Here is a 22,000-nt window from a genome sequence, read left to right on the forward strand (position 1 = left end):
TCTCTAAGAGTCTTTCATCGCCATGCAAGTTCAGCTCACAGCCAAGCTAGAAAAGTTAGCTCATGCCATTCAAAAGCGTAAGGTTTTAGGATTGTCTGCCAGCGACAAGCAAAAACGAGGAATTGAAGTCACAGTTCGCTTGATTTCTAACTTTCCAACACTTTGGGAAAGAATCACCGATCAAACACCCAAAGGATCTTGTCAGTGGGGAAACACATTGTTTTTGGGAGAAGGAGAGGCAGATCTATACGTAATCTTAAATACTAGTACGCACGATTATGCAGGAAACCCTTTACCTGCGATCGACTTACCTACGCCAGATAAAGTGTGGGGCTTACACATGGAACCACCGGACTATGTCAAACTGTTTCGCTTGGATCAACCGAATGAACATCACAAAATTTCCCGTTTTTATACCAACTGCCCAGATCTATACGAACGATACCCAACTAAATATGTGCCTTCCCCACCCTACGTTTTAATGCATGTTGATCGTAGTTGGGACTTTCTTGCGAAAGCTTCCTTACCTCAAAAGACGGAAACGCTGTGTATGATTTCTTCGGGTCTCAAAACTCTAGAAGGGCATAAAGCGCGGTTGGACTTTATTGAACGCTTAGTTTCTAGCAATTTAGAGTTTTCGCTTTGGGGAAGAAGCAATCAATTCAATAAATATTCAAATTATCGGGGAATTGCACCAACAAAATGGGAAGTCCTTTCTCCTTGTAAATACTCGATTGTTGTGGAAAACAGTATTGTTCCTTTTTACTGGACTGAAAAAATTGCAGACTGTCTACTTTCTTTCTCTCTACCGCTATATTATGGCAGCCCAAATATAAACAAGTATTTACCCGAAGAGTGCTATATTCCAATTGATATTCACGATCCAAACTGCTCGGAAAAGATTAAAGAGATTATTGAATCTGGTGAATATGAAAAACGCCTCCCTGCTATCTTAGAAGCTCGCAATAAGATTCTTTATGAGCAAAATTTATTTGCTTTTTTAGATCGAGAAATAAAAGCATATTTCTGAGATATATAGAATCAATAACTTATCCCATAATACTTTTTTGAGTCCAATTTATTTTTTAAATTGGTCTAATTTAAGTGCGGATTAGTATTATTTTCCAAAAGTTTCATTTACCTGAATAGAACATGAAGATTGCAGTTATCGGTGCAAAAGGGTTGCCCCCAGAAGAAGGCGGTATCGAACATCATTGTGCAGAAATTTATCCACGCATGGTTGCTCAGGGTCACTCGGTAGACCTCTTTGCTCGCTCTTTTTACACAAGAATGCCTGCATTTAGACAATATGATTTCAAAGGAGTTCGAGTGATTTCTCTACCGTGTCCCAAAGTGGGCGGTTCAGATGTAATCATTAGTTCAGCATTAGGCGCTATGCTAACAGCTGGAGATTATGACATTGTTCACTTTCATGCTTTAGGACCATCGTTATTCAGTTGGTTAACGCGCATGATCTCACCAGCTAAGGTTGTGGTCACTTGCCACGGTTTAGACTGGCAACGTGCAAAATGGGGAAAACTGGCGCGGTTGTCTATCTTGCTGGGTGAAAAAATTGCTGTTTCCAGTGCCCATGAAATGGTTGTAGTGTCTGGTGCATTGCAATCATACTTTATTAACAACTACAGTCGAGACTCTGCCTATATTCCTAACGCCCCAGCCAGCTATCCTGCTTCTGATACTAAATTTACTTGGACTTCCTCGTTGGGTTTGCAGCGAGGACGGTACATGGTGTTCTTAGGCCGGCTGGTTCCTGAAAAGTGTCCTGATCTGTTGATAAAAGCATTTCAATCACTTCCAAAATCAGGTTGGAAACTGGTTTTAGTCGGAGGAGATGATTCTCCCACCTTTAAAGCAAAGTTGCTCAGTTTAGCTAACAACAATCCAAATATTCTTTTTACTGGTCCACTCTTGGGTGCTCACCTGGCGGAAATTGTGAGAGGATCGGGGTTGTTTGTGCTACCTTCAGATATTGAAGGATTACCGATGGCAATGCTAGAAGCTATGGCAGAGGGTGTTCCAATTCTTGCCAGCGATATTTTGCCTCATAGGCAACTTCTCGGGCAAAATCGAGGCGTACTTTTCCGGAAAGGAGATGTTAATTCATGTATTGAGAAGCTAGATTGGGCAATCCATAACACTCAAGAAATTCAAAAATTCGCTGAACAAGCAAAAATTTATGTAAGCGCGAACTATAACTGGGAGCAAATTACAAACAAGTTTATTGATCTGTACAATAGAATCTCAACAAAACCACTTACTGTTCCTACTTCGACACTAACCTCACTATATGCAGATCAGGTTAAATCTGCTACACTGAGGGAGTCAGCACTCGGTACTAAGTATTTGGAAGCAGACAGCTAATCTAAATTAGTGAAGATATCCACATTCGGTTAAGTCAACACAGCATCAAAAATAGACACTCTTCTACAATTTATAGCCTTGACTATTTCTCTCAAAAGCTATGAATATTGGAGATTGAAGAAGAATTCAGCTATTCTGAATTCAGGAGCAGAGCCGGAGACGCTCCTCGGCTTGGCGTCAGAATCAATCAGTCGGGGATTGGGACCGGCGCAGGAATTGTTGCACCACCAAATCGTAGATTTGGTGGGGGTATTAAACCCGGTTATTTATCCGCCAGTCATACAGAATACCTAACATGAATTCTGACTCCTGAATTCTGTTTGATAAAAGCTGGAAGCGACAACAATGGAATCCTCAATCCAGCCTATTAATAGCTTCGATAGCACAAAAAATATTTCTCATAACAGGAAAGATTTCATGAAAAGTATGCCAGCGTTAGCGTTCTCACTAAAACGCAATTTTTGGGGTGCGCTTGCTTCCTTTGCCTCGGTGCTGGTCGTATCATATTTGTACTTAAAAACGACCCCACCAGTTTACGAAGGTTCAGCTCGGTTGACTCTTGATGATCGAAGAGTTAGCGTTTCTGATCTAGGCCAAGCGTTAGCGGCAAATACAACCTCAGGAAATGCAAACCCGATTGCAACTCAAGCGGAATTAGTTTCCTCAGAGCGCGTTTTAAAACGAGCATTGGAGATACTATCTCATAAAAAATTATCTCATAAAATCACCTCAATTGATAAAATTGGTTCTAGACTCAGAGTAAAAATTGTGCCCGCTACCAATATTCTGGAATTGCGATACAAGGATTCAGATCCAGAGTTAGTTGCAGCTATACTAAACGCGATATCTAACGCAATGGTGCAAGAAAATGGAGAGTCCATTCGTCAACAAGCTTCATCAGTTCGGAAGTTTATTGAGGGGCGAATCCCGGAGCAGCAAGAAAAGCTAGTGCGTGCGGAAACGGCTGAAAGTCGGTTCAAACAAGCTAACAGCATTGTTTCTCTGGAAACTCAAGATACCAGTTTGACTAACAGCTTAACCGCTTTGGAAGATCAAGAACGCACATTGATGGCACAACTTCAAGAAGCACAACGAAAAAGTGAACAACTTCAAAAAGTTATTGGCAGCAAAAATATTCAAAGTGCTTATACAGCATCACGTGCTGGTCAAGATGACGAACTTAAAGGTTTGCGAGCTAGGCTTATTGAACTAGACTCGCAAATTATTGAGGCTCGGGGTCGTTTCTCCGATCAACATCCATCGGTGATTATCTTGCTTCAAAAGCGAGATGAGATACGCGCTCTATATAATCAAAGTCTTAGGCGGATTGTTCCTGTTGAATCATCGATTCCTGCAAACGAAGTTGCATCTGATGACTTGAGCCGTAGCTTGATCTCTACGTACATTACGGGTGAAATTGAGTACAACGCATTAATAGATAAGCTAAAAGTTATCAGAAGCCAAAAAGCTGCTTTGCAATCGCGCGTGACTGAGTTACCTACTAAACAACGAATTCTCTCTGCTTTAGTCCGTAGGCACGAACAGGAAGCCACAACTCTCAAGTTGCTACAAAATAAGTTAGAAGAAGCACGGATCGCGGAAGCGCAACTCGTCAGTAATGTTCATATTGTTGGGCTGGCTTCCGTTCCGACTTCGCCTGCAAACCCGAAGCCAATGGTTATTTTGCTGTTAGGAACAACAGCAGGTTTAGTGTTAGCGATCGGTGTAATTCTTTTGGGTGAAATGCTAAATACAAAGATTGGCAGCGCAGAGGAAGTAGAAGATCAGATTAAGCTACCAGTGTTGGGAAATCTTACCGAGCGATTACGAATACAACCGGGTCAGTTAAACCGCTTTTTGAACAATCCAAAAGCAGTTGAACCTTATCGTCGGTTGCTCAAAAAGTTACAACTCAATAACAAAAACCAGCTGAAGTCTATTCTCATCAGTAGTAGTATCAGTGGCGAGGGAAAATCGAGTGTCTCTGTCTATTTAGCAAGTGTAGCAACAATGTTGTCTAAAAGAACACTGCTGATTGATGCTGATTTGACTAATCCATTACAGCACTACTTTTTTAACTTGTCGGTTCAGCCTGGTTTGACTGATGCTGTATGTGAAGAAGCATCGCTGCTGTCTGTGGTACAACACACTGAGATTGAGGGTCTTGATGTATTGACATATGGCGGATTCCCCAATCGTCATGCCCAAGTTATAGAAGCGACGGCGATGAAACAATTGATTGCAACTGCAATGACGCTTTATGATTTGGTAATTATTTGCACTTCTCCTTTACTGGAATACACTGATGCGATGACCTTAAGTGGTGAGACGGATGGAGTTGTGTTAGTTGTGCGCCCTGACTTTACGCCTAAAGCGATCGCACAGCAAATGATTGATGATTTACAACGCAGTGGTGCTTCGATTTTAGGAACAGTAGTGAATGTGAATCCTGACCCCATAAACCTCTTGCGTGCATCAAACAAAGAGGGTAAGCTCATGATGGAAGAAACGCCAAAACATGAGATTAAAGCAAACAAAGGCGATCGCTTCCAACATACTGAGGGATAAAGGTTTTTCTAAACATATACAATATAGTATAAATACTATATTGTATAGACAATAAAATCTGGACAAATCAGTGATTTGATTATTAATCGGAAGAATCTTCAATCATTCATACTTGATAAATCGTAATTCGTAATTAAAGCCAGTTACTAACACCTCTGCCAATTTACAGGCTGAAGCAAAAACCACGTACAGACCAGGGTAATTAAACCCAAAGATTAAGCAAATGCAATAATTTTGAATTATTAACATTCTTACGCAGATTTATTTCTGTACTTAAATCTATTAGCAACATAGACTCACTTTAGTTTGTCAAGAATGATGTACCCCAAACAATTACGCAGCATTATTCAAAGTGCTACAACTAGAGAATTACAATTTACTCCACATATCTCAGTAAAGTGTAAATTTAAGCGTTGTTTAGACATTATAGGTAGCTTACTAGGATTACTAGTTCTAGCCATTGTATTTGTACCTGTAGCGATCGCGATTAAAATTGATAGTCCCGGCCCTATTTTCTTCACTCAAGAACGCTATGGACTTCAAGGTTGCCCGTTTGTGATTCGCAAATTCCGTTCGATGGTGAGCAATGCAGAGCAATTAAAGTCTTTGGTTAACAATGAAGCTAACGGATTGATATTCAAAAACAAAAATGATTTCCGAGTAACCAAGGTGGGTCAGTTTTTGAGGCGTTCTAGTCTTGATGAACTACCTCAGTTTTGGAATGTTCTAGTAGGTGAAATGAGTTTGGTAGGAACACGTCCGCCCACACCCGATGAAGTTGTCCATTATACTAAACGCCACTGGCAACGTTTAAATGTCAAGCCTGGTTTAACTGGCGAATGGCAAATAAATGGTCGGTCTCAAGTCACAGATTTTGAACAAATAGTTGACTTAGACTTGCAATACCAAAGAAATTGGCACCCCTTATATGACTTATGGTTAATTAGCAAAACTTTTTACGTAATTTTTCACCGAATTGGCGCTTTCTAGAGTCACAACTAACAATTATGAGTTTGTAATTACTAATTCATATAGGTGCGGCTCTTTTAAAAAGACAAAGCTTACCTTAGTCGTTGTGATTAGCGCACTCGCTCTCCCCCAGAGTGCCTATGCCAACCCAGAGAATGTTCCCATGACAACAGCCGATGCTCCAAAGGAGCGGTTTCACGATCGCAATCAGCAGGCTGGAGTTTTATTGACGGAACCAGCCACCATTAACACGACATGGAGTAATTTTATCGGACAGACTAATAATTCAAAACACACTGCTGAATCAATTTCGCTAGTGCGGGAGCGAGGCTGTCAAAATATTAACCCGCTTGAGTTCATCAAGAACCCAGACGCTTTTTTTAAGCAATGTCAAAAGCCAACAAATACCCAAAGTTCTGAGCCAATTGAGTATCTCAAGGTTCCTAAACTTGATTCTGGTATTAGTGTGACTGTTACTAAGTTTTGATATAGGAATTTTTTTAACAAGAGATAATTAATTCTGGGTAGTGTAATTTATCTAGATAATTTACGTGAAAATATGGATGAAATATTTATGCTGGCTGCTTTAGCTCAAAGCAGAAAAGCAATGCCTGAATGTTTGCCGAATCCACCAGTAGGCTGTGTAATCATAGATGCCCAAGAGATAGTAGCCCAAGGATACACGCGGGTACCAGGAAAACACCATGCTGAAGCTGACGCACTTAGCCAAATTCAAGGCAAAGCTTTCGACTTCTTGAAAATGTATGTAACTCTTGAACCTTGCTCTTTTCATGGACGCACACCTGCATGTGCTTTAGCGATCGCTGAAGATCCTCGTATACATGAAATATATGTATCTATAGTTGATCCAGACCCCCGTAATAATGGTCAAGGATTGGACATTCTTAGAAAATCAGGAAAGACAGTTAATGTTGGGTTATGTGCCAATGAGGTAAATGCTTTTCTTAACCAATATCTAATAAAGTGATGGTTGAAAAGTTAGGTTAAAATTGCAACGTTGTACTATTTTCCCAAAAATCTTTGCAACAAGTCAATCATCTATATAGATTCACAACTGTGTAATTGTGTCAACTTACGGCAGTTTTCATTTATTTGAACCACATCTGTCGTAGGGGCACAGAAAAAGCTCATTGGTGTCAACTTAAGCCCAAACTCCTTTAAAATCTCGTTTCCAGCCAGAGGCTGGAAATGCAGTTCCTGGTGGCTTTGCCGCCAGGAAGGGAGGCGGAGCCTCAATGAGGGGCATTCCCAGTCTGAGACTGGGAACGAGATAATGAGATAATCTGCTAAAAGCTGGTTCTAGGCTGGCTTTCACCTGAAATTGACACGGATGAGCATTGATGTACCCCTACTGCGTGGTCTATTTACCTGAAAATAGCTGGAAGGTGAAAACTAGTAAGCAAGAAAGCTGTTAGATGTTGCTTAGTTAAGGGTCTGAGATCATTTCCGACTTATTAGACATCTCCAGAAATTAAATATGCGTTACCCAGAATCCTTGTAGAGACGTAGCAGTGCTACGTCTCTACATTCTTTTTCGGAGATGTCTATTGGAGAAGTGGGGAATCTTGTCGTATCAACTACCCACCTCTAAATGTCAATCTTTTAGCTTCAATTAGGATATTAGTGGCGATGCCCAACTCTTGGAGACGCTACGCGTAGCAAGATCCCGTTCGCCCCTGGCGTCCCGTAGGGAAGGGCACGGCGCAGGCTCAGGGTAAGACCTACGGCGGCAAGCTACGGGGGTGTTGCTGTCTTGCCAAGTATTATCGTTGGTGCTAATGTTACCACTGTTACTACTTTTAGTCCTGAAAATGTCTCTAGGAATAATTATATTCATAATACCGCATCCAATGCAGATATCTGCGTGCAGTATGACATAAGTGCAATTGTCACAGATACCCGCGTCTTTGTCATCCTAAATCCCTAATTACAAGTATTTGACCGAACTCCTAAAGAAAGCTATTCTTGAGCAGGGGGAGCAGGAAAAGTGCTTGATTTCATGGTTAGCGATCGCCCGCGACGTACCCAGCTTGATATAATTGGATTATTCCGCAAGAAATTAGAGGTAAAAAATTGACATTTTATATTGAATTAATTCCATTTAATCAGAATTACATAGAAGGATAATCAGACCATTAACACTTAAAAAATCTGTGATTTAATAATTCGGAATTATGTTGGGATTTGCTGTTAGTAGTTTGTCTCTTAGGTAATGAAATCGTTGCTCGGTCAATTATTCATTTTTTCCAGGAACTATATTGGATAATTAAACTAAATATCAGAATTGTGTTTGAAAAAATGCAAAAATCAATAACAAAGGAGGTGTAATTAGTTGAAAAGATATGCTGATGATACTTTGGATAATTGATTTGTAACTGGTAAAGATGTTATTATTAATGGGTGGGTTGATTTTGGGTTTATTATCTCCAACAATTGACTTGTAATGTATCATAGGCCAGAATTCATCATTATTGCCAAATTGATTAGCAGTGTGAAATGGCTAAGGGTCTGAATATCTAGACTTGATACCAATAAATTGATGAGGTTACAGAAGAGCAAATAACCATGAGCAACTTAACATCTCCACCTACCGAAGTTCAAAAAACGAAGAAAAAAAGTTTAGCCGCAGATAAAAAACCTCGAGGTACAGATGATATTGTACGTAGTTATCTGCAAGAGATCGGGCGTGTAGATTTGTTGACTCGCGAACAAGAGGTTATTTTTGCCCAACAAGTGCAGCAAATGATGAATTTACTAGCTGCTAAGGAAGAATTGGCTGTAAAATTAAATCACCAACCCACGCTGCAAGAATGGGCAGATCAAGTGGAGTTAAGTGTTGAGGTGTTAGAGCAACAGCTAAGTAAAGGACACCAAGCCAAGCAGAAAATGATTCAGGCTAATCTCCGGTTAGTGGTAGCAGTGGCGAAGAAATACCAGCACCGCAACCTGGAATTTATGGATCTAATTCAAGAAGGTACTTTGGGTTTAGAGCGAGGGGTGGATAAATTTGATCCCGCTCTTGGTTATAAGTTTTCTACCTACGCTTATTGGTGGATTCGTCAAGGAATCACCCGAGCGATCGCTCAACAAGGACGTACAATTCGTTTACCTATCCACGTCTTTGAGAAACTGAACAAAATTAAACGGGTGCAACGAGAATTATCTCAACAGTTGGGTCGCGTTCCCACTACTGCTGAAATTGCCAGTGCGTTATCTTTGACACCTACCCAAGTTCGAGAGTGTTTGTATTTGGCGCGTCAACCCTTCTCCTTAGAGGCGCGAGTTGGTGAACAACAAGATACAGAATTGCAGGACATACTGGAGGATGATGGCCCTTCTCCTGAAGACTATGCTGTTGAAGAATCTCTCCACCAAGACTTACAAGACTTGTTGGCAAAGCTGTCTCCCCAGCAGCGAGAAATATTAACCTTGCGTTTTGGTCTGACTGATGGCTATGAACTTTCTTTAGCACAGATTGGCGATCGCATGGGTATTAGTCGAGAACGAGTGCGTCAGATAGAGCAAAAAGCTCTGAGTCTCCTCCGACGGCAAAAAGAACAAGTACGTAGTTATCTAGCTAGCTAAATAATTATTAGTCATTTTTGGGGAAAATAAACCAGGAGTCAGAATACAGAATTCACCAATTTTGAATACTCTACCCATAAAGGGATAGAGTTTTAAGGTGAGAATATTTTAATTTTTTTCGCGCCACCCTTCGAACACGCTCAGGGCATCGCTTGCGGGCAAGGTTTTAAACCAATATTCATTACCCAGTCGGACTCCAATTCAATTCTGAATTCTGACTCCTGAGTTCTGAATTCTTCTTATAAACCTAAGTAATCTCTCTCAAAGATTTGATATGAGTACATCAAAAACAGTGCAACAATTGCAGGCACAATGGGTGACTTCTGAAAATTTTCGGGGTTATGGACAGGTGATTTTTGCAAGTATTGATGGCAAAGCTTACGATATGGAAGATGCCCAGTTAAACCTGCAAAACGGGATTCCCCGATTTTATATTATGCGGTTGGAGAAGAGAGGGCGAAAGTTTCACAAAATTACTCGCCATGTGCAATGCACTCAATGTCTGGGTTCTTTATCAGGGAAGGATTGGTTAATTGCAGTTTGTCCTCCTGATAATGATGTGAGTGAACCAGCATTAGAAGAGATTGCTGCTTTCCGCATTCCGGGGAATTGTTTTATCAAGCTACATGAGGGTACTTGGCACGCTGGCCCCTATTTTGACCATGAAGCTGTGGATTTTTATAATTTGGAACTAGCTGATACAAATATGGTGGATCATTTCACCCATGATTTTCTCAATAGTCATCAATTAGAATTTGAGATGGTTTAGCTAAATCTCAGATGCCTACAGGCAGATTACCAAGTTGAGCAAACAGCTGCATAAACCGTTCAGTATCCACATTTAAACAAACCTCAACATTGGGGGGATTAGCTTTGTGATCTCTGCGATCGCGTCGATCTGCCAATGACATTCCAATAGTAAATCGTCCTTGGGTTTCTACCCTTATATAGAGTGACTCTGTTTTGACTAGACTAGGATCAATAGCAACTGCCATAGCTAAGGGATCGTGTAGATAACATCCGTAAAAGCCTTCATTGTCACGATGGAAAGCCATATAAATTCCAGTGCAATCGGCAATAAACTGGGTAAGTTTTGAAGGATGATGCTGTAAATTCTCTTCAACAACTTGGCGGGCTAGGGGAGCTTTCATCGTCACATCTAAACTAACTAAGGTCAGGGGAATTCCCGATTCCATCACGATTTGAGCCGCATCGGGATCTACAAAAAAGTTAAATTCCGCCCCTGCTGTAATATTTCCGGGTACAGTCACAGCCCCACCCATGATCACAATTCGCCCGATTTTTTTCATCGTTGCGCCATCTTTCTGAATCGCTGTTGCAACATTCGTAAGTGGCCCTAAAGCAATAATAGTCAGACTATTGCCGTATTCTTGAACTGCCTTGAGAAGCAGATCAATAGCATTCTCTGTAGATGGCTCAATAGTAAGTTTGGGATAGCGAGGTGTACCATCAGTTTCCTTAAAGCGATCGAGTTCACCAAGACCATCTGCACCATGAATCCCAGCTGCATTGAAGGTCGGTTTTACCAGTGGTTTTTCACAGCCTTTAGCAACGATGGGCAAAGTATTGGGTTTGACAATACTCACTACGCGCAACACATTATTAGTAGCCTGATCTACGTTAATATTGCCAGCTACAACGGTGACTGCTTTCAGGTCTAATTGGGGTGAATTCAATGCCATAATCAGAGCCAAGGCATCATCAACACCACCATCTGTATCTACTATCACTGGGACGGGCTGATTTTGAAGGTTTATCATGGTGATTGCGACTCTATAGAAAAGACAAGGGGCTTAAGCCTAGTGGTCTGTCAATAAAACTTTGATAGGTGAATCAGTTTTAAATTTATCGTAAATCAAAGGGTTTAAGACCCCTAGCTCTACAGGTAGCGCCGGTTTCAGTCGGGGTTTAAATCCCCGTCTGAAAATGTCTAAAATGTTTGAATTTTGAATTTTGAATTTTGAATTGTTAACTTCTTTACCTCTTAAACTTCGCGCTCTTTGCGTTCTTTGCGGTTCGTTCCTTTACCCTTCAAACTTCGCTTGACAGACTAAGCTGTTCCACATTCAAATTGCATAATTAGGGCGGGCAAGATGCCCACCCCACAAGAGTGATATGAATTTTGGATATGCAAACTAGATGTGGTTTAGCTTACTAGGCTGTTGACTCTGTACCTTTAACCCAACGCGGACTTTAACTCACTTTGTGCTTGTCTCAACGCTTCTGGTAATTTACTCGCATCGCGTCCGCCTGCTTGGGCTAAGTTCGGTCTTCCACCGCCACCGCCACCGCAAATTTTAGCGATCGCACCTACAAATTTACCAGCTTGTAAACCTTTTTTGTTCACTTCAGAACTAAAAGCTGCAACTATACTAACTTTCCCTGCTTCGGGAACAGAACCCAGCACCACCGCACCATTACCGATTTTTTGCAGTAAGCGTTCGGCGGCGGTTTTCAAAGATTCTGGATCAACATCTTCTAATTGAGCGACAATAATTTTATAATGGCCTATAGTTTCGGCTGTTTGCAGCAAACTGTCAGATTTGGCGATCGCTAACTGTACCTTCAAGCTTTCTAATTCCTTCTGGCTGGTTCTGAGTTCGCTTTGCAGAGTTGTGATTCTGTCTGGTAATTCTTCGGGTTTAACTTTAAAGCGATCGCTCAAATCCTTAACTATTTTATCCCGAAGATCGAGATAATCCAGTATTGCCGGCCCCGAAACAGCTTCAATTCTTCGTACCCCAGAAGCCACACCAGCTTCGGAAATAATCTTAAATACGCCGATTTCAGCAGTATTACTAACATGAGTCCCGCCGCACAATTCCATTGATACGCTAGGAAAGTCAATCACGCGCACTTCCTCGCCGTATTTTTCGCCGAACATGGCAACAGCACCCCTAGCTTTCGCCTCTGCTAAAGGTAATACTTCCACTTTCGCAGCATGTGCTTCAGCAATCCAAGTGTTCACCTGTTCTTCAATTTGTTGGACTTCCTCGGCTGTCAACGCGCGGGGACAGTTGAAGTCAAAGCGCAATCTGTCAAAGGAAACCAGAGAACCAGCTTGAGATATGCTATCATCAACAATTTTCTTCAACGCCGCTTGCAACAGGTGCGTTGCGGTATGGTTAGCTTGGGCGCGACGCCGACAAGCCGGATCAATTTGGGCTGTAATATTATCGCCTACGCGCAGTGTACCGCGTTCGATGCGTCCGAAGTGAACAAAGAAATCAGATTCTTTTTTAACGTCTTCAACGCAAATATCTATTATTTCTGATGCCCATTGTCGATATATATTTTCAGCTTTTTGCCAGTCTTGTTTCTGACCCGCCTCATCCTGTTGTTGCCCGTTTTTTTCCTCCCACCAGACACTCAAAGCTACTGCCTTTTCGATCAAGTCTCTGAAACTCTCTGGATTCTTTTCTGCTTGCTGATATATATTTTCAGCTTTTTGCCAGTCTTGTTTCTGACCCGCCTCATCCTGTTGTTGTCCGTTTTTTTCCTCCCACCAGACACTCAAAGCTACAGCCTTTTCGATCAAGTCTCTAAAAAGATTTTTATTTCTGGACAAATACCCTTTATCGCCGATTTGTCCCCCTGATTCAGCATAAAATGGCGTTTTGTCAAGAACAATTTGCACCTGTGTTCCCGCCTCTGCTTCTTCTTGGGAAACACCTTCTACTAATATCGCTTCGACTTTCGCCGTCGCCGCAGGTTGGGTATAGCCTAAAAATTCGGTGACTTGGATGTGTTCTGCTAGTTTGTCGAGGGAACCTTGTACAGTTAAATCGATGGTTTCATGTGCTGCTTTGGCACGTTCCACCTGTTTTTGCATTTCGGTATTAAATCCCGCTTCATCGACTGTCAGATGATTTTCTTCGGCAACTTCTTGAGTAAGTTCTAGGGGGAAACCGTAGGTGTCATATAAAGTAAAGGCACTTTCACCGCTAATAGAAGTTTTCCCTTGCTGTTTCACCTCTTGGATGATTTCCTCTAGAAGTTTTTCGCCTCTGTCGAGAGTGGTGAGGAAATTAGCTTCTTCCCGTTGCAGTTCAGCTTTAATTGCTGCTTCCCGTTGGCGGACATTGGGGTAAGCTGATTCGGAAAGTGCGATCGCAGTTTCAGCAACTTGGGTGGTAAATTCGTCAGAAATCCCAATTAATCGCCCATGACGCACCACGCGCCGAATTAATCGCCGCAGCACATAACCCCGTCCCACATTGGAAGCGCGAATTTCATCAGCGATCATGTGGACAACAGAACGAACGTGATCGCCAATAACTTTTAGGGAAGTTTTGGTTTTTTCATCACTTTTGTGGTAATCAATGCCAGCAATTTGGGCGGCTGTTTGGATGATAGGAAAAATCAGGTCAGTTTCGTAGTTATTGGGTACTTTTTGGAGAATTTGCGCCATTCTATCCAAACCCATGCCGGTGTCGATGTTCTTGTTTTGCAGAGGCGTTAAATTGCCTGACGCATCCCGGTTATATTGCATGAAGACCAGGTTGTAAAACTCGATGAACCGGGAATCGTCTTCTAAATCTATATTTTCGTCACCGCGTTCGGGGTGGAAGTCGTAATATATTTCTGAACAAGGCCCACAAGGCCCAGTCGGCCCAGATACCCAAAAGTTATCATCTTCGCCCAAGCGTTTAATTCTCGCAACCGGCACACCGATTTGATCGCGCCAAATTCCAAAGGCTTCATCATCATCTTCAAAAACGCTGACGACGAGATTTTTTGGGGAGAAGCCAAAGACTTCTGTAGAAATTTCCCAACCCCAAGCGATCGCTTGTTCTTTAAAATAATCACCAAAGCTGAAATTACCCAGCATCTCAAAAAACGTGTGATGCCGTTTAGTGCGTCCGACATTTTCGATGTCGTTGGTGCGGATACACTTTTGCGAAGTCGTAGCCCGCTTAAATTCTGGTGTGCGCTGCCCCAAGAATATCGGCTTAAATGGTAACATCCCCGCGATCGTCAGCAGCACGGTTGGGTCTTCTGGCACGAGGGAGGCACTTGGGAGAATTTGGTGATCCCGTTGGGCAAAGAAGTCGAGAAATATGTTGCGAATTTCGTTACCGCTTAGGTACTGGGGATTTGAAGACATAGGTTTTTAACTTTTGACTTTAAGATTTCCGCGTAGCGGCACTAGGTAAGTGTATTTTCATAAATAGCTTTATATATTCTTGCATTTTGTTTCATATTACTGCTAGCGAATTGTGCCAGTCGGTGAGCTATATGCAGTGATTAGGATGTTTTTACACCATTAATTACCTTACTCTGGCAGGATGCGCGTAGGCGTAGCCCGTCGTAGACATCGCATTTTGATGATTAAGTCTCATAGCCTCTGAGATACCTCACCCTGGTTTTGCTATGCAAAACCTGTCCCTCTCCTTAGTAAGGAGAGGGATGTCCGATAGGACTCTTTCAGGTTTTAGAGGACTTTTGGGTAATCGGATAATTTGTGTCTACAGGAATGGAAGTGGGGTTTTAAAAATAAGTCGCACATCGCGTTTCTTCACTCCTAACTCCCCACTCCTAACTCCTAACTCCTAACTCCTAACTCCTAACTCCTAACTCCCCACTCCTAACTCCTAACTCCTAACTCCTAACTCCCTACTCCCCACTCCCTACTCCCCACTCCCCACTCGCCACTCCCAAATCAGCATGACAATCTTCTACCGAAGTGCGTTCTCTCATGGCATTAACTAAAGCCTCGTAGCTAGACCAATTTTCTTGCAGTAGGGTTTTTGCCTGGAGGGTATGAAACCGGAATTTCTGCTGAGAAACTGATTCAGAAAAACCCAAAATTGTCAAGATTCCTATCAGCTTATTTTTATCATCACCTCCACCCTCAGCATTATTAAAAACTAAGGTTTCAGCAGCAATACCCGCCATCCAAAGAGTGCAGTAGCGATCTAGCATTTGGGCGCTGATTTTACCCACTTTTAGTTGAGATGCTAATTCGCCATCATCAAAGCTAACGCCGCCTTGCCCAGGTTGCCCCTGTTTCCAGGCTTCCCAAGCGCTGAGTGTGTAGCCAGTAACGGGAATACCCAACAGGTAAGCAACTAAGAAATGTCCGGCTTCGTGGTGGACGATGCGATCGCGGTGTTCACTTGAAAAACCAGCAATCCAATCTAAAAAGATAGTAGCACCCTTGCCTTGCAAGCTAAAACTATCTAATGTAGCTATGCCTAAGATGGTGAAAGTAGCGATCGCTGGTACTGCCGGTGATATGTTTAAGAATGGCCCCAACAATACCGATAGGGTCATGAGAAAGATAGATATTGCAACTAAATTTAGGTTAGTTTGGCTCATTGAGAGTTTTCTGAGTGCAGCTTAATCTTTTTTCATTATCCTCCACTTAAACCCGATCATGGCTATCCCAGAACTCGAACAACAACTCCTTCAGCTTTCCCCCAACGATAAACTGTATATTATCCAACTTCTTGCCCAAAGCCTGACCACACACAACACCCACCCAGACCAACCTACCAAACTCTCAGAATTATTCCGTCAATCCCCCCTGGCTGAACTCACTGAAGAACTCGACTTTAGCCGAGGCTGGACATTGCTAAAAACCCTCATCGATTCCCTACAACCAGAAACCCAAACCGAAACCCCAGAATATCCCCTGACTGAATTCTATGGATGTATCCAAGACGAAACATTCTTTCGCCATCCCCAAGGACAACAAGCAGAACGCGAACCAATCCTGTGAAATTTCTGCTAGATACTAACACTTGTATTATCTATATGCGTGGTAAAAATTCTACCTTAAAGCAGAAACTAGAAACCACTGCTACTAAAGATATTGCCGTTTGCTCAACCGTCAAAGCTGAACTATTTTATGGCGCGATGAAAAGTGCTAACCCAGAACGTAATCTTACCTTACAGCAAGAATTTTTAGCTCAATTTATATCACTAACCTTTGACGATCGCGCAGCAATGACATTTGGAATGATTCGCTCTCAGCTAGAAGCATTAGGCACTCCAATTGGAGCTTATGATTTACAAATTGCTGCCATCGCACTGACAAATAACTTAACCCTTGTTACCCATAACACCAGAGAATTTAAGCGAGTTAATAACTTGCTGATTGAAGATTGGGAGATAGATAATTAACAAACGACTGGGTAGAAAACATCATCTCACAACTTCTTGCGTAGGCGTAGCCCAACCTATGCATCGCTCTCTTACAAAAGAAACGATCTTGGTAAATTTGCCGATTAAACAATGGCGCATTTACTGAGAATGACTTCCAGCCGATTCTGTACTTGCTCAAGTTCTTGGCGCTTTTGGTAAATCCAAATCTTTTCAGCCTCACGTTGTTCCAGAGTTTCGTTGTGAGCCTTTTCCTGCTGTTCTAGGAGATTTTCGTAAAGTGCGATCGCTTCTGCAATTACTCGACTAGCTGATTCCACTCGGTTTTCAAAGACTGAGTTAACTATTTCATTTAATTTCTCGAATATTGTATCCATTGACTCATTGAATTTTTGAAATCCTAGTTCAAAAACTTTCTCTTTTATTTGGTCTTTTAGTCCATCAAAATCTAGCATTCCAAAACCAAACGAACCAGCAATTGCAGCAGCTACACTTGCAACAATTACGGCAATAAATCCAAGCCCTGTAAATACCATTAATCCAGCAGCTAAAGCACCAATCCCAAGACCACCACTAATTCCTCCAAAACCCGTAAAGTCATCATTTATACCGTTAATAGACAGTTTAAGCTGTTCGCTAAAATTAGTTTGGATGTTCTGATCTAGGCTATTAAATTCGCCTTGAATAGCATCTAGTTCATAAGCAATCCTAGTGTCTAAATACTTAATATTTTCTTGTAAAATTACGTCCTTAAGTTTCGTATTTCCCCATTCATTTATTTCTGTTGACAAATCTCTGATAAATTTATTTGTGTAATCTCTAATGAGTTGATCTTGGCTAAAAACCGGATTGTATTCAGAATTCCAATATTGGCTCCTTTGAACTATGCGATCCCTCAATCCTTCACGCCATTCATGCCAAGATTTAGCAATTTGCTCAAATACTACGTGTATCAGTTGATCTGCCAATAGACGGATTCTGACATCGCGCCCACTGGCTTCTCCTATTTTTTCTAAAATGTTCTGTTTTTCTACTTCAGAAATTTTAATTTTTCCATCTAAAGTACCCTTCGATTTATATAGACCATCTAAACCTTTTTCGATGACTCTATTTATTTGACTAATAGAGTGCTTAATTTTTACTCTTCCACTATCAAACGTCAAAAACTTCTCAATAGACTGGGTAAAATTTTGGAAGGCTTTCAAATATTCATCTTCAGTTCCCCGCAAAATTGCATCCAGTGCAGCTTGAGCAGAAATAAAATGAACGCGGTTTTCACCTGCAACTATAGGATTTTGACCAGCTTTTGCCCGGTAATCTGCGACAATAGCTCAACAGTCTTAGAGCTAACCAGCGAAGTATCCATAAAAATTGTGAGCCAAGAGGTTATCCGTGTTTAGTATGCCCAGATTTAGACATAATTAATTAATCCGAATAAATACGGTTATCTTTGCTTTTTTATACCAGCTAGGCTGAAGAAAATTAGCTTTTAGCAACTTATAAATATGCTGTTCCAATTTGCTCCTGCAATTCAAGCTGGTATTCAAGCTGGTAAATATCTACAGGTCTTGAGCAATGGAGTACCTTTAAGTATGGCTAGAGATGCAGTTAGCGGACAGTTTATTGCCCATGCTATTGGTGCTACAGTCAACAATAGCCCTTTATCTCCACTGGTAGCTGATTATAATTTGATTCTGAGTAGCCCGCAGATGTATCAAACTCACCAAAGCTTTACATCTGTACTGAACGGCTTGCAAAGTATACAGACTAGCTTGGGTGTGCTGCAAGCAACTACAGCCTTAATTGGTGTAGGAACAGTAGCAGGTGTAGCACTGACAGCAGTGAACCTGCACCAAACACTTAAACTCAGAAAAGAAGTAGAGCAAATGAGGCTGGAAGTCAAAAACGGTTTTATTGACTTGAAACAAGCTTTAAAAGGCCAAGGAGTAGAAATTAGACAAATAATCGAACAAGTAGCCCAAGATATAAAATTTGAACAACATCGCATAATTTTAGTGAGGGCGTATGGAGTGTTTATCCAGGCGATGAGCTGCTTCCGTTCAGCGCTACAGTTGCAAGATTTCAGCCGGAGAAACGCTGAGATTGCTGGTGTCAGGGGAATGTTATTTGCCGCTTTAGCAGATTACAGCAATCCGCATCTACTCGAAGAAACCTGTGCAGCTGGTCAATTACGTAGACTCGAATGCGCTTGGGCAATTGAACAGGTGATTGTTGCAACTTATCAGGTACAGAATGAAGTTTCAGCAGTGAGCGATCGCCTGTCTCATCTCCAAGATAAAATCTGTAAAGATGCTCTGACTGTGATTAATCGCTGCGAATCACATGATGAACTTGATTTTCTCTTTCCCGAAATTATCCGCATTAAAAATCATGATTTAGCAGTATTATATTCGTGGCAAAATCATGTTGATTGGATGCGCTCGCTTCCTTCATCAGAATTAAAACTTTTAAATAGCGCTGATTTTAATAGTTCAGATACTCACTACTCCACAATCAATTCAGCAGAACCACCAGAACAATTAGTATATGAGAGTTTAGCCGAAAAGTCTCATTTCTATTCGCTTCGTGACCAGTTGTTATTTATATTCGAGCCTGAACTACGTCGAGAATACGAATTTTATATTAGTGAACAAGCTGTAATTACTGGTCACAAAACATTAGTTACATCTAATTTGCAACAGGCATCAGACCTAACTGTTGGTAATCTTTATTACTACTTTAAGGTTAGAGACGAATCGAAAGATGAGACAGAGGTAGTTTTAGCTAAATAAAACAGCTACGGCAATTATTGAAATAACTATTCTTACAGCAGTTTTCATGTATTTGAACCACATCTGTCGTAGGGGCACAGCACTGCTGTGCCCCTACCGCGTGGTCTATTTACCTGAAAATAGCTGTAAAGTCCGCCTACGCGGACTTTGTTTGTATATACAGCAGATTTCAACTTCTCTACGAGAGGCTACGCTAACGTGAGGTACAAAAATACTACTGTTCTATTACCATAGACTAATAGAAAAACTCACGCGCTCACAGTGGGATTGTATATTAGGGGTTTAAACAGAATTGTTTGTCTGTTTCTAACCTACTTCTAAACTTGTCACAGCAAAGATGCGATTAATAGGTAAATTAGGAATTTCTTTAGTATACATCCGAGCCGTTTGAGAAACTGGCTGCAATTGGTAACGTTCAACTAGGTTAATCGCCTGTAGATTTGTATCCGGCACATCAAAAAACACTGGAGCATGAGGATTTTCTGCAAGCAAGGCTTGAAATAATGCTTCAGCAATCTGTTCGTCATTAGCAAACAGTGGCCCAACCCGAAAACCTGTATGGGCAGATCGGATAACTCCGTAACCAACAAGATATCCATTTTTGAGAAACCCGAAAGCAGTACTTTCTGGCTGTTGAATCCAATGTCGCAGAAACAGCGATCGCTTAGAAGGAAAAAGTTGGCAATCGTAAGCCACCAACTCTTCAAAAGGAACTGTTTTCAGTTCCACGATCCCAGCAGGGACAACACCGCCACCTACCCCTTCATAACGAATATGGTTATAAGCGATTTGGAAACCAGACTTTTTGTAGTTATCTTGTTGAGCTACTACACCATCCAAGCCAATGTTACGGGCAGCACCGAGATAGTCCATTCCTGTCTTCCAAATTTTCATGCCCAACCCCTGCCCACGAAACTGGGGTTTCACAACGTAAAAACCTAGAAAGCCGAAGTGTTGATCGTAAGCAACAGCTGAAATGCACCCCACCGGCTCACCATTCAACTCGCCCAAGAAAAAACCGTTCTCGTCAGTTTGATAAAAAGATTCAGCATCATAGCTTCCTGGATTCCAACCTTCGGTTGCTGCCCAAGTAATCGCCAAATCCATTTCCGACCTGTTCATTGGGCGGACGATGAAGTTGTCAATGGTCATAATATCTCCTTACTGCTAGGCTGTTAACTATTTAACTTCACTTTCGCAAACCCAGTGATAACTCTTAATATTTTTATACTCAGCTCTTTTAGGAAGTGCTTATAAATATTAAATGCAGTTAAAATCGTGGCTTCTTGTAGTATGGGTAACAGAACAGAAACAGCAATGCACTTGGGCAATTGAACAGGTGATTAATCGCTACGAATTAAATTAGTTCGGAGATAAAATCACTCAAATACTACCGATAAAAGCTGTTAGAATGCACAACTTTCATGTCGCGTATATAGGCTCAATGCCTATTCCTCTTATCTTTAGCAGTTGTAACACTAGTGACTTCCAAATCATCATACTTATTGACTTTGTAGATGATGGTCGAAAGTAACCAACTGAATACAAAGATGCCAATGATTAAGTAACCAATTGTGCCAAAGTTATCACCTAGTTGACTAATGAAATCCCAAAACGGACTTTTCAGTTGTAACTGATCGCCAATAATGTTCAGAGCCTCAATTCCGCCAATGACCACAGCAACTAGTACAGAAACAAGGGTGATGGTCATGTTGTAGTAGAGTTTGCGGATTGGTTTGACGTAAGCCCAGCCATAAGCACCAAGCATTAGAATGCCGTCAGTGGTGTCAATCAGGGACATACCTGCGGTGAACAAAGCTGGAAATAATAGGATCGACCAGATAGGCAAACCTTTAGCGGCTTGATTCGCAGAAATCCCCAGCAGTGCTACCTCTGTCGCCGTGTCGAAGCCTAAACCGAAAAGGAAACCTAAAGGAAACATTTGCCAGCTACTATCTATCAACCGAAACAAAGGACGGAAGATGCGACCGAGTAGCCCACGTTGGTTCAAAAATTCATCTAAGGATTGCTCGTCGTAGATTCCTCCCCGCTTGACAGTTTGGAACGTCTTATAAACATCCCACAGCACCACCATATTGATTGCTGCAATTGCTAGTAGGAAAAGTGCAGAAACGCTAGTGCCAATTAGCCCCCCAACCTTTTCAAAACTGGGAAAGTTGTTCTGGATGGTTGTAGTGGTTAAAGCGATCGCCACAGAAGCGGCAATTACAACGGTGGAATGACCTAAAGAGAAGAAGAACCCAACAGCAACAGGTCGTTTGTTCTCCTGCATCAATTTACGGGTAACATTGTCAATCGCGGCGATGTGATCAGCATCTACAGCATGACGTAGACCAAAGGTATAAGCTAATACGGCAGTGCCAAGCAGAAGGGGGTAGCTGTGGAATGTAATGAGGGCAAGTACCCAGATCAAAATATTCACGCTGATCAGGAACGCATAGATGTTGAGAACTTTACGTCTAACGTTTCTGGAACTATCGTTGAAAACACGCGAAAATCTGGATAGCATTTATCACTCCTTATAAAGGGATATT

Annotated in this window: 19 protein-coding genes and 1 pseudogene; 13 read left to right on the top strand and 7 right to left on the bottom strand. The window is 41.6% G+C overall.

The window, feature by feature from the left end; genetic code table 11:
• Nucleotides 1–22: 22 nt before the first annotated feature.
• The 7 genes from V7K27_RS34920 to V7K27_RS34950 all read left to right on the top strand — a co-directional run bounded on the left by V7K27_RS34920 (nucleotide 23) and on the right by V7K27_RS34950 (nucleotide 6,907).
• A complete protein-coding gene (locus V7K27_RS34920; RefSeq protein ID WP_334953415.1) occupies nucleotides 23–1,030 on the top strand; it encodes a glycosyltransferase family 10 domain-containing protein in 1,008 nt (335 codons plus the stop codon).
• A gap of 122 nt (nucleotides 1,031–1,152) precedes the next feature.
• Nucleotides 1,153–2,382 carry a glycosyltransferase family 4 protein gene (locus V7K27_RS34925; protein ID WP_334953417.1) on the top strand — a complete coding sequence of 410 codons (1,230 nt, stop codon included), beginning with the start codon at nucleotides 1,153–1,155 and terminating at the stop codon, nucleotides 2,380–2,382.
• A gap of 78 nt (nucleotides 2,383–2,460) precedes the next feature.
• A complete protein-coding gene (locus V7K27_RS34930) occupies nucleotides 2,461–2,676 on the top strand; it encodes a hypothetical protein (protein ID WP_334953419.1) in 216 nt (71 codons plus the stop codon).
• Nucleotides 2,677–2,799: 123 nt separating this feature from the next.
• The gene (locus tag V7K27_RS34935) at nucleotides 2,800–4,950 is read left to right on the top strand and encodes a GumC family protein (RefSeq protein ID WP_334953420.1); all 2,151 of its coding nucleotides are present in this window, start codon (nucleotides 2,800–2,802) and stop codon (nucleotides 4,948–4,950) included.
• Nucleotides 4,951–5,268: 318 nt separating this feature from the next.
• On the top strand, nucleotides 5,269–5,940 hold the full coding sequence (locus V7K27_RS34940) for a sugar transferase (protein ID WP_334953549.1): 672 nt from the start codon (nucleotides 5,269–5,271) through the stop codon (nucleotides 5,938–5,940).
• Between the two features lie 85 nt (nucleotides 5,941–6,025).
• Complete coding sequence (locus tag V7K27_RS34945) at nucleotides 6,026–6,406, top strand: hypothetical protein (RefSeq protein ID WP_334953421.1); 381 nt, start codon at nucleotides 6,026–6,028, stop codon at nucleotides 6,404–6,406.
• 72 nt (nucleotides 6,407–6,478) lie between these two features.
• A complete protein-coding gene (locus V7K27_RS34950; protein WP_334953422.1) occupies nucleotides 6,479–6,907 on the top strand; it encodes a bifunctional diaminohydroxyphosphoribosylaminopyrimidine deaminase/5-amino-6-(5-phosphoribosylamino)uracil reductase RibD in 429 nt (142 codons plus the stop codon).
• Between the two features lie 174 nt (nucleotides 6,908–7,081).
• On the opposite strand, the gene V7K27_RS34955 is transcribed toward V7K27_RS34950, so the two are convergent.
• On the bottom strand, nucleotides 7,082–7,255 hold the full coding sequence (locus V7K27_RS34955; protein ID WP_334953423.1) for a hypothetical protein: 174 nt from the start codon (nucleotides 7,253–7,255) through the stop codon (nucleotides 7,082–7,084).
• A 432-nt stretch (nucleotides 7,256–7,687) separates the two neighbouring features.
• Here V7K27_RS34955 and V7K27_RS34960 point away from each other — a divergent pair.
• From V7K27_RS34960 to V7K27_RS34970, 3 genes and pseudogenes are all read left to right on the top strand, one after another.
• Nucleotides 7,688–7,867 (top strand): annotated as a pseudogene (locus V7K27_RS34960) (DUF3172 domain-containing protein); the annotation flags it as partial.
• A gap of 638 nt (nucleotides 7,868–8,505) precedes the next feature.
• Entirely contained in the window at nucleotides 8,506–9,525 is a 1,020-nt protein-coding gene (locus V7K27_RS34965; protein WP_334953424.1) for an RpoD/SigA family RNA polymerase sigma factor, read from the top strand.
• A gap of 274 nt (nucleotides 9,526–9,799) precedes the next feature.
• Entirely contained in the window at nucleotides 9,800–10,294 is a 495-nt protein-coding gene (locus V7K27_RS34970; protein WP_334953425.1) for an ureidoglycolate lyase, read from the top strand.
• 7 nt (nucleotides 10,295–10,301) lie between these two features.
• On the opposite strand, the gene V7K27_RS34975 is transcribed toward V7K27_RS34970, so the two are convergent.
• From V7K27_RS34975 to V7K27_RS34985, 3 genes are all read right to left on the bottom strand, one after another.
• Nucleotides 10,302–11,306, bottom strand: coding sequence for a nucleoside hydrolase (locus tag V7K27_RS34975; RefSeq protein ID WP_334953426.1), 1,005 nt, complete (start codon nucleotides 11,304–11,306; stop codon nucleotides 10,302–10,304).
• Between the two features lie 416 nt (nucleotides 11,307–11,722).
• Nucleotides 11,723–14,653, bottom strand: a complete 2,931-nt coding sequence (gene alaS, locus V7K27_RS34980) for an alanine--tRNA ligase (protein ID WP_334953427.1) — start codon at nucleotides 14,651–14,653, stop codon at nucleotides 11,723–11,725.
• 509 nt (nucleotides 14,654–15,162) lie between these two features.
• Nucleotides 15,163–15,867, bottom strand: a complete 705-nt coding sequence (locus V7K27_RS34985; RefSeq protein WP_334953428.1) for an ATP-dependent Zn protease — start codon at nucleotides 15,865–15,867, stop codon at nucleotides 15,163–15,165.
• A gap of 58 nt (nucleotides 15,868–15,925) precedes the next feature.
• Here V7K27_RS34985 and V7K27_RS34990 point away from each other — a divergent pair, with 58 nt between their 5' ends.
• Nucleotides 15,926–16,270 (top strand): hypothetical protein, encoded by a 345-nt coding sequence (locus V7K27_RS34990; RefSeq protein WP_334953429.1) that lies wholly within the window; start codon nucleotides 15,926–15,928, stop codon nucleotides 16,268–16,270.
• The gene (gene vapC / locus V7K27_RS34995; protein ID WP_334953430.1) at nucleotides 16,267–16,674 is read left to right on the top strand and encodes a type II toxin-antitoxin system tRNA(fMet)-specific endonuclease VapC; all 408 of its coding nucleotides are present in this window, start codon (nucleotides 16,267–16,269) and stop codon (nucleotides 16,672–16,674) included. The genes V7K27_RS34990 and vapC overlap by 4 nt, the downstream gene beginning before the upstream one ends.
• 104 nt (nucleotides 16,675–16,778) lie before the next feature.
• Here vapC and V7K27_RS35000 read toward each other — a convergent pair whose 3' ends face one another.
• Entirely contained in the window at nucleotides 16,779–17,882 is a 1,104-nt protein-coding gene (locus V7K27_RS35000) for a hypothetical protein (RefSeq protein WP_334953431.1), read from the bottom strand.
• Nucleotides 17,883–18,158: 276 nt separating this feature from the next.
• On the opposite strand from V7K27_RS35000, the gene V7K27_RS35005 reads away from it, so the two are divergent.
• Nucleotides 18,159–19,445, top strand: coding sequence for a hypothetical protein (locus V7K27_RS35005; protein WP_334953433.1), 1,287 nt, complete (start codon nucleotides 18,159–18,161; stop codon nucleotides 19,443–19,445).
• Nucleotides 19,446–19,751: 306 nt separating this feature from the next.
• Here the strand turns inward: V7K27_RS35005 and V7K27_RS35010 are convergent, their stop codons facing one another.
• Nucleotides 19,752–20,597, bottom strand: coding sequence for a GNAT family N-acetyltransferase (locus tag V7K27_RS35010; RefSeq protein WP_334953435.1), 846 nt, complete (start codon nucleotides 20,595–20,597; stop codon nucleotides 19,752–19,754).
• Between the two features lie 289 nt (nucleotides 20,598–20,886).
• Nucleotides 20,887–21,975, bottom strand: coding sequence for a HoxN/HupN/NixA family nickel/cobalt transporter (locus V7K27_RS35015; protein WP_334953436.1), 1,089 nt, complete (start codon nucleotides 21,973–21,975; stop codon nucleotides 20,887–20,889).
• Nucleotides 21,976–22,000: the final 25 nt, after the last annotated feature.

The sequence above is a fragment of the Nostoc sp. genome (assembly GCF_036919575.1).
Lineage (GTDB): Bacteria > Cyanobacteriota > Cyanobacteriia > Cyanobacteriales > Nostocaceae > Nostoc.

What these genes read in the sequence shown, in the direction of transcription:
- V7K27_RS34970 (WP_334953425.1), top strand. Translation starts at nt 9,800, where the DNA reads ATGAGTACATCAAAAACAGTGCAACAATTGCAGGCACAATGGGTGACT.
- V7K27_RS34990 (WP_334953429.1), top strand. Translation starts at nt 15,926, where the DNA reads ATGGCTATCCCAGAACTCGAACAACAACTCCTTCAGCTTTCCCCCAAC.
- alaS (WP_334953427.1), bottom strand. Translation starts at nt 14,653, where the DNA reads ATGTCTTCAAATCCCCAGTACCTAAGCGGTAACGAAATTCGCAACATA.
- V7K27_RS35010 (WP_334953435.1), bottom strand. Translation starts at nt 20,597, where the DNA reads ATGACCATTGACAACTTCATCGTCCGCCCAATGAACAGGTCGGAAATG.
- V7K27_RS35005 (WP_334953433.1), top strand. Translation starts at nt 18,159, where the DNA reads ATGCTGTTCCAATTTGCTCCTGCAATTCAAGCTGGTATTCAAGCTGGT.
- V7K27_RS34950 (WP_334953422.1), top strand. Translation starts at nt 6,479, where the DNA reads ATGGATGAAATATTTATGCTGGCTGCTTTAGCTCAAAGCAGAAAAGCA.
- V7K27_RS34920 (WP_334953415.1), top strand. Translation starts at nt 23, where the DNA reads ATGCAAGTTCAGCTCACAGCCAAGCTAGAAAAGTTAGCTCATGCCATT.
- V7K27_RS34985 (WP_334953428.1), bottom strand. Translation starts at nt 15,867, where the DNA reads ATGAGCCAAACTAACCTAAATTTAGTTGCAATATCTATCTTTCTCATG.
- V7K27_RS34935 (WP_334953420.1), top strand. Translation starts at nt 2,800, where the DNA reads ATGAAAAGTATGCCAGCGTTAGCGTTCTCACTAAAACGCAATTTTTGG.
- V7K27_RS34925 (WP_334953417.1), top strand. Translation starts at nt 1,153, where the DNA reads ATGAAGATTGCAGTTATCGGTGCAAAAGGGTTGCCCCCAGAAGAAGGC.
- V7K27_RS34975 (WP_334953426.1), bottom strand. Translation starts at nt 11,306, where the DNA reads ATGATAAACCTTCAAAATCAGCCCGTCCCAGTGATAGTAGATACAGAT.
- V7K27_RS34940 (WP_334953549.1), top strand. Translation starts at nt 5,269, where the DNA reads ATGTACCCCAAACAATTACGCAGCATTATTCAAAGTGCTACAACTAGA.
- V7K27_RS35015 (WP_334953436.1), bottom strand. Translation starts at nt 21,975, where the DNA reads ATGCTATCCAGATTTTCGCGTGTTTTCAACGATAGTTCCAGAAACGTT.
- V7K27_RS34965 (WP_334953424.1), top strand. Translation starts at nt 8,506, where the DNA reads ATGAGCAACTTAACATCTCCACCTACCGAAGTTCAAAAAACGAAGAAA.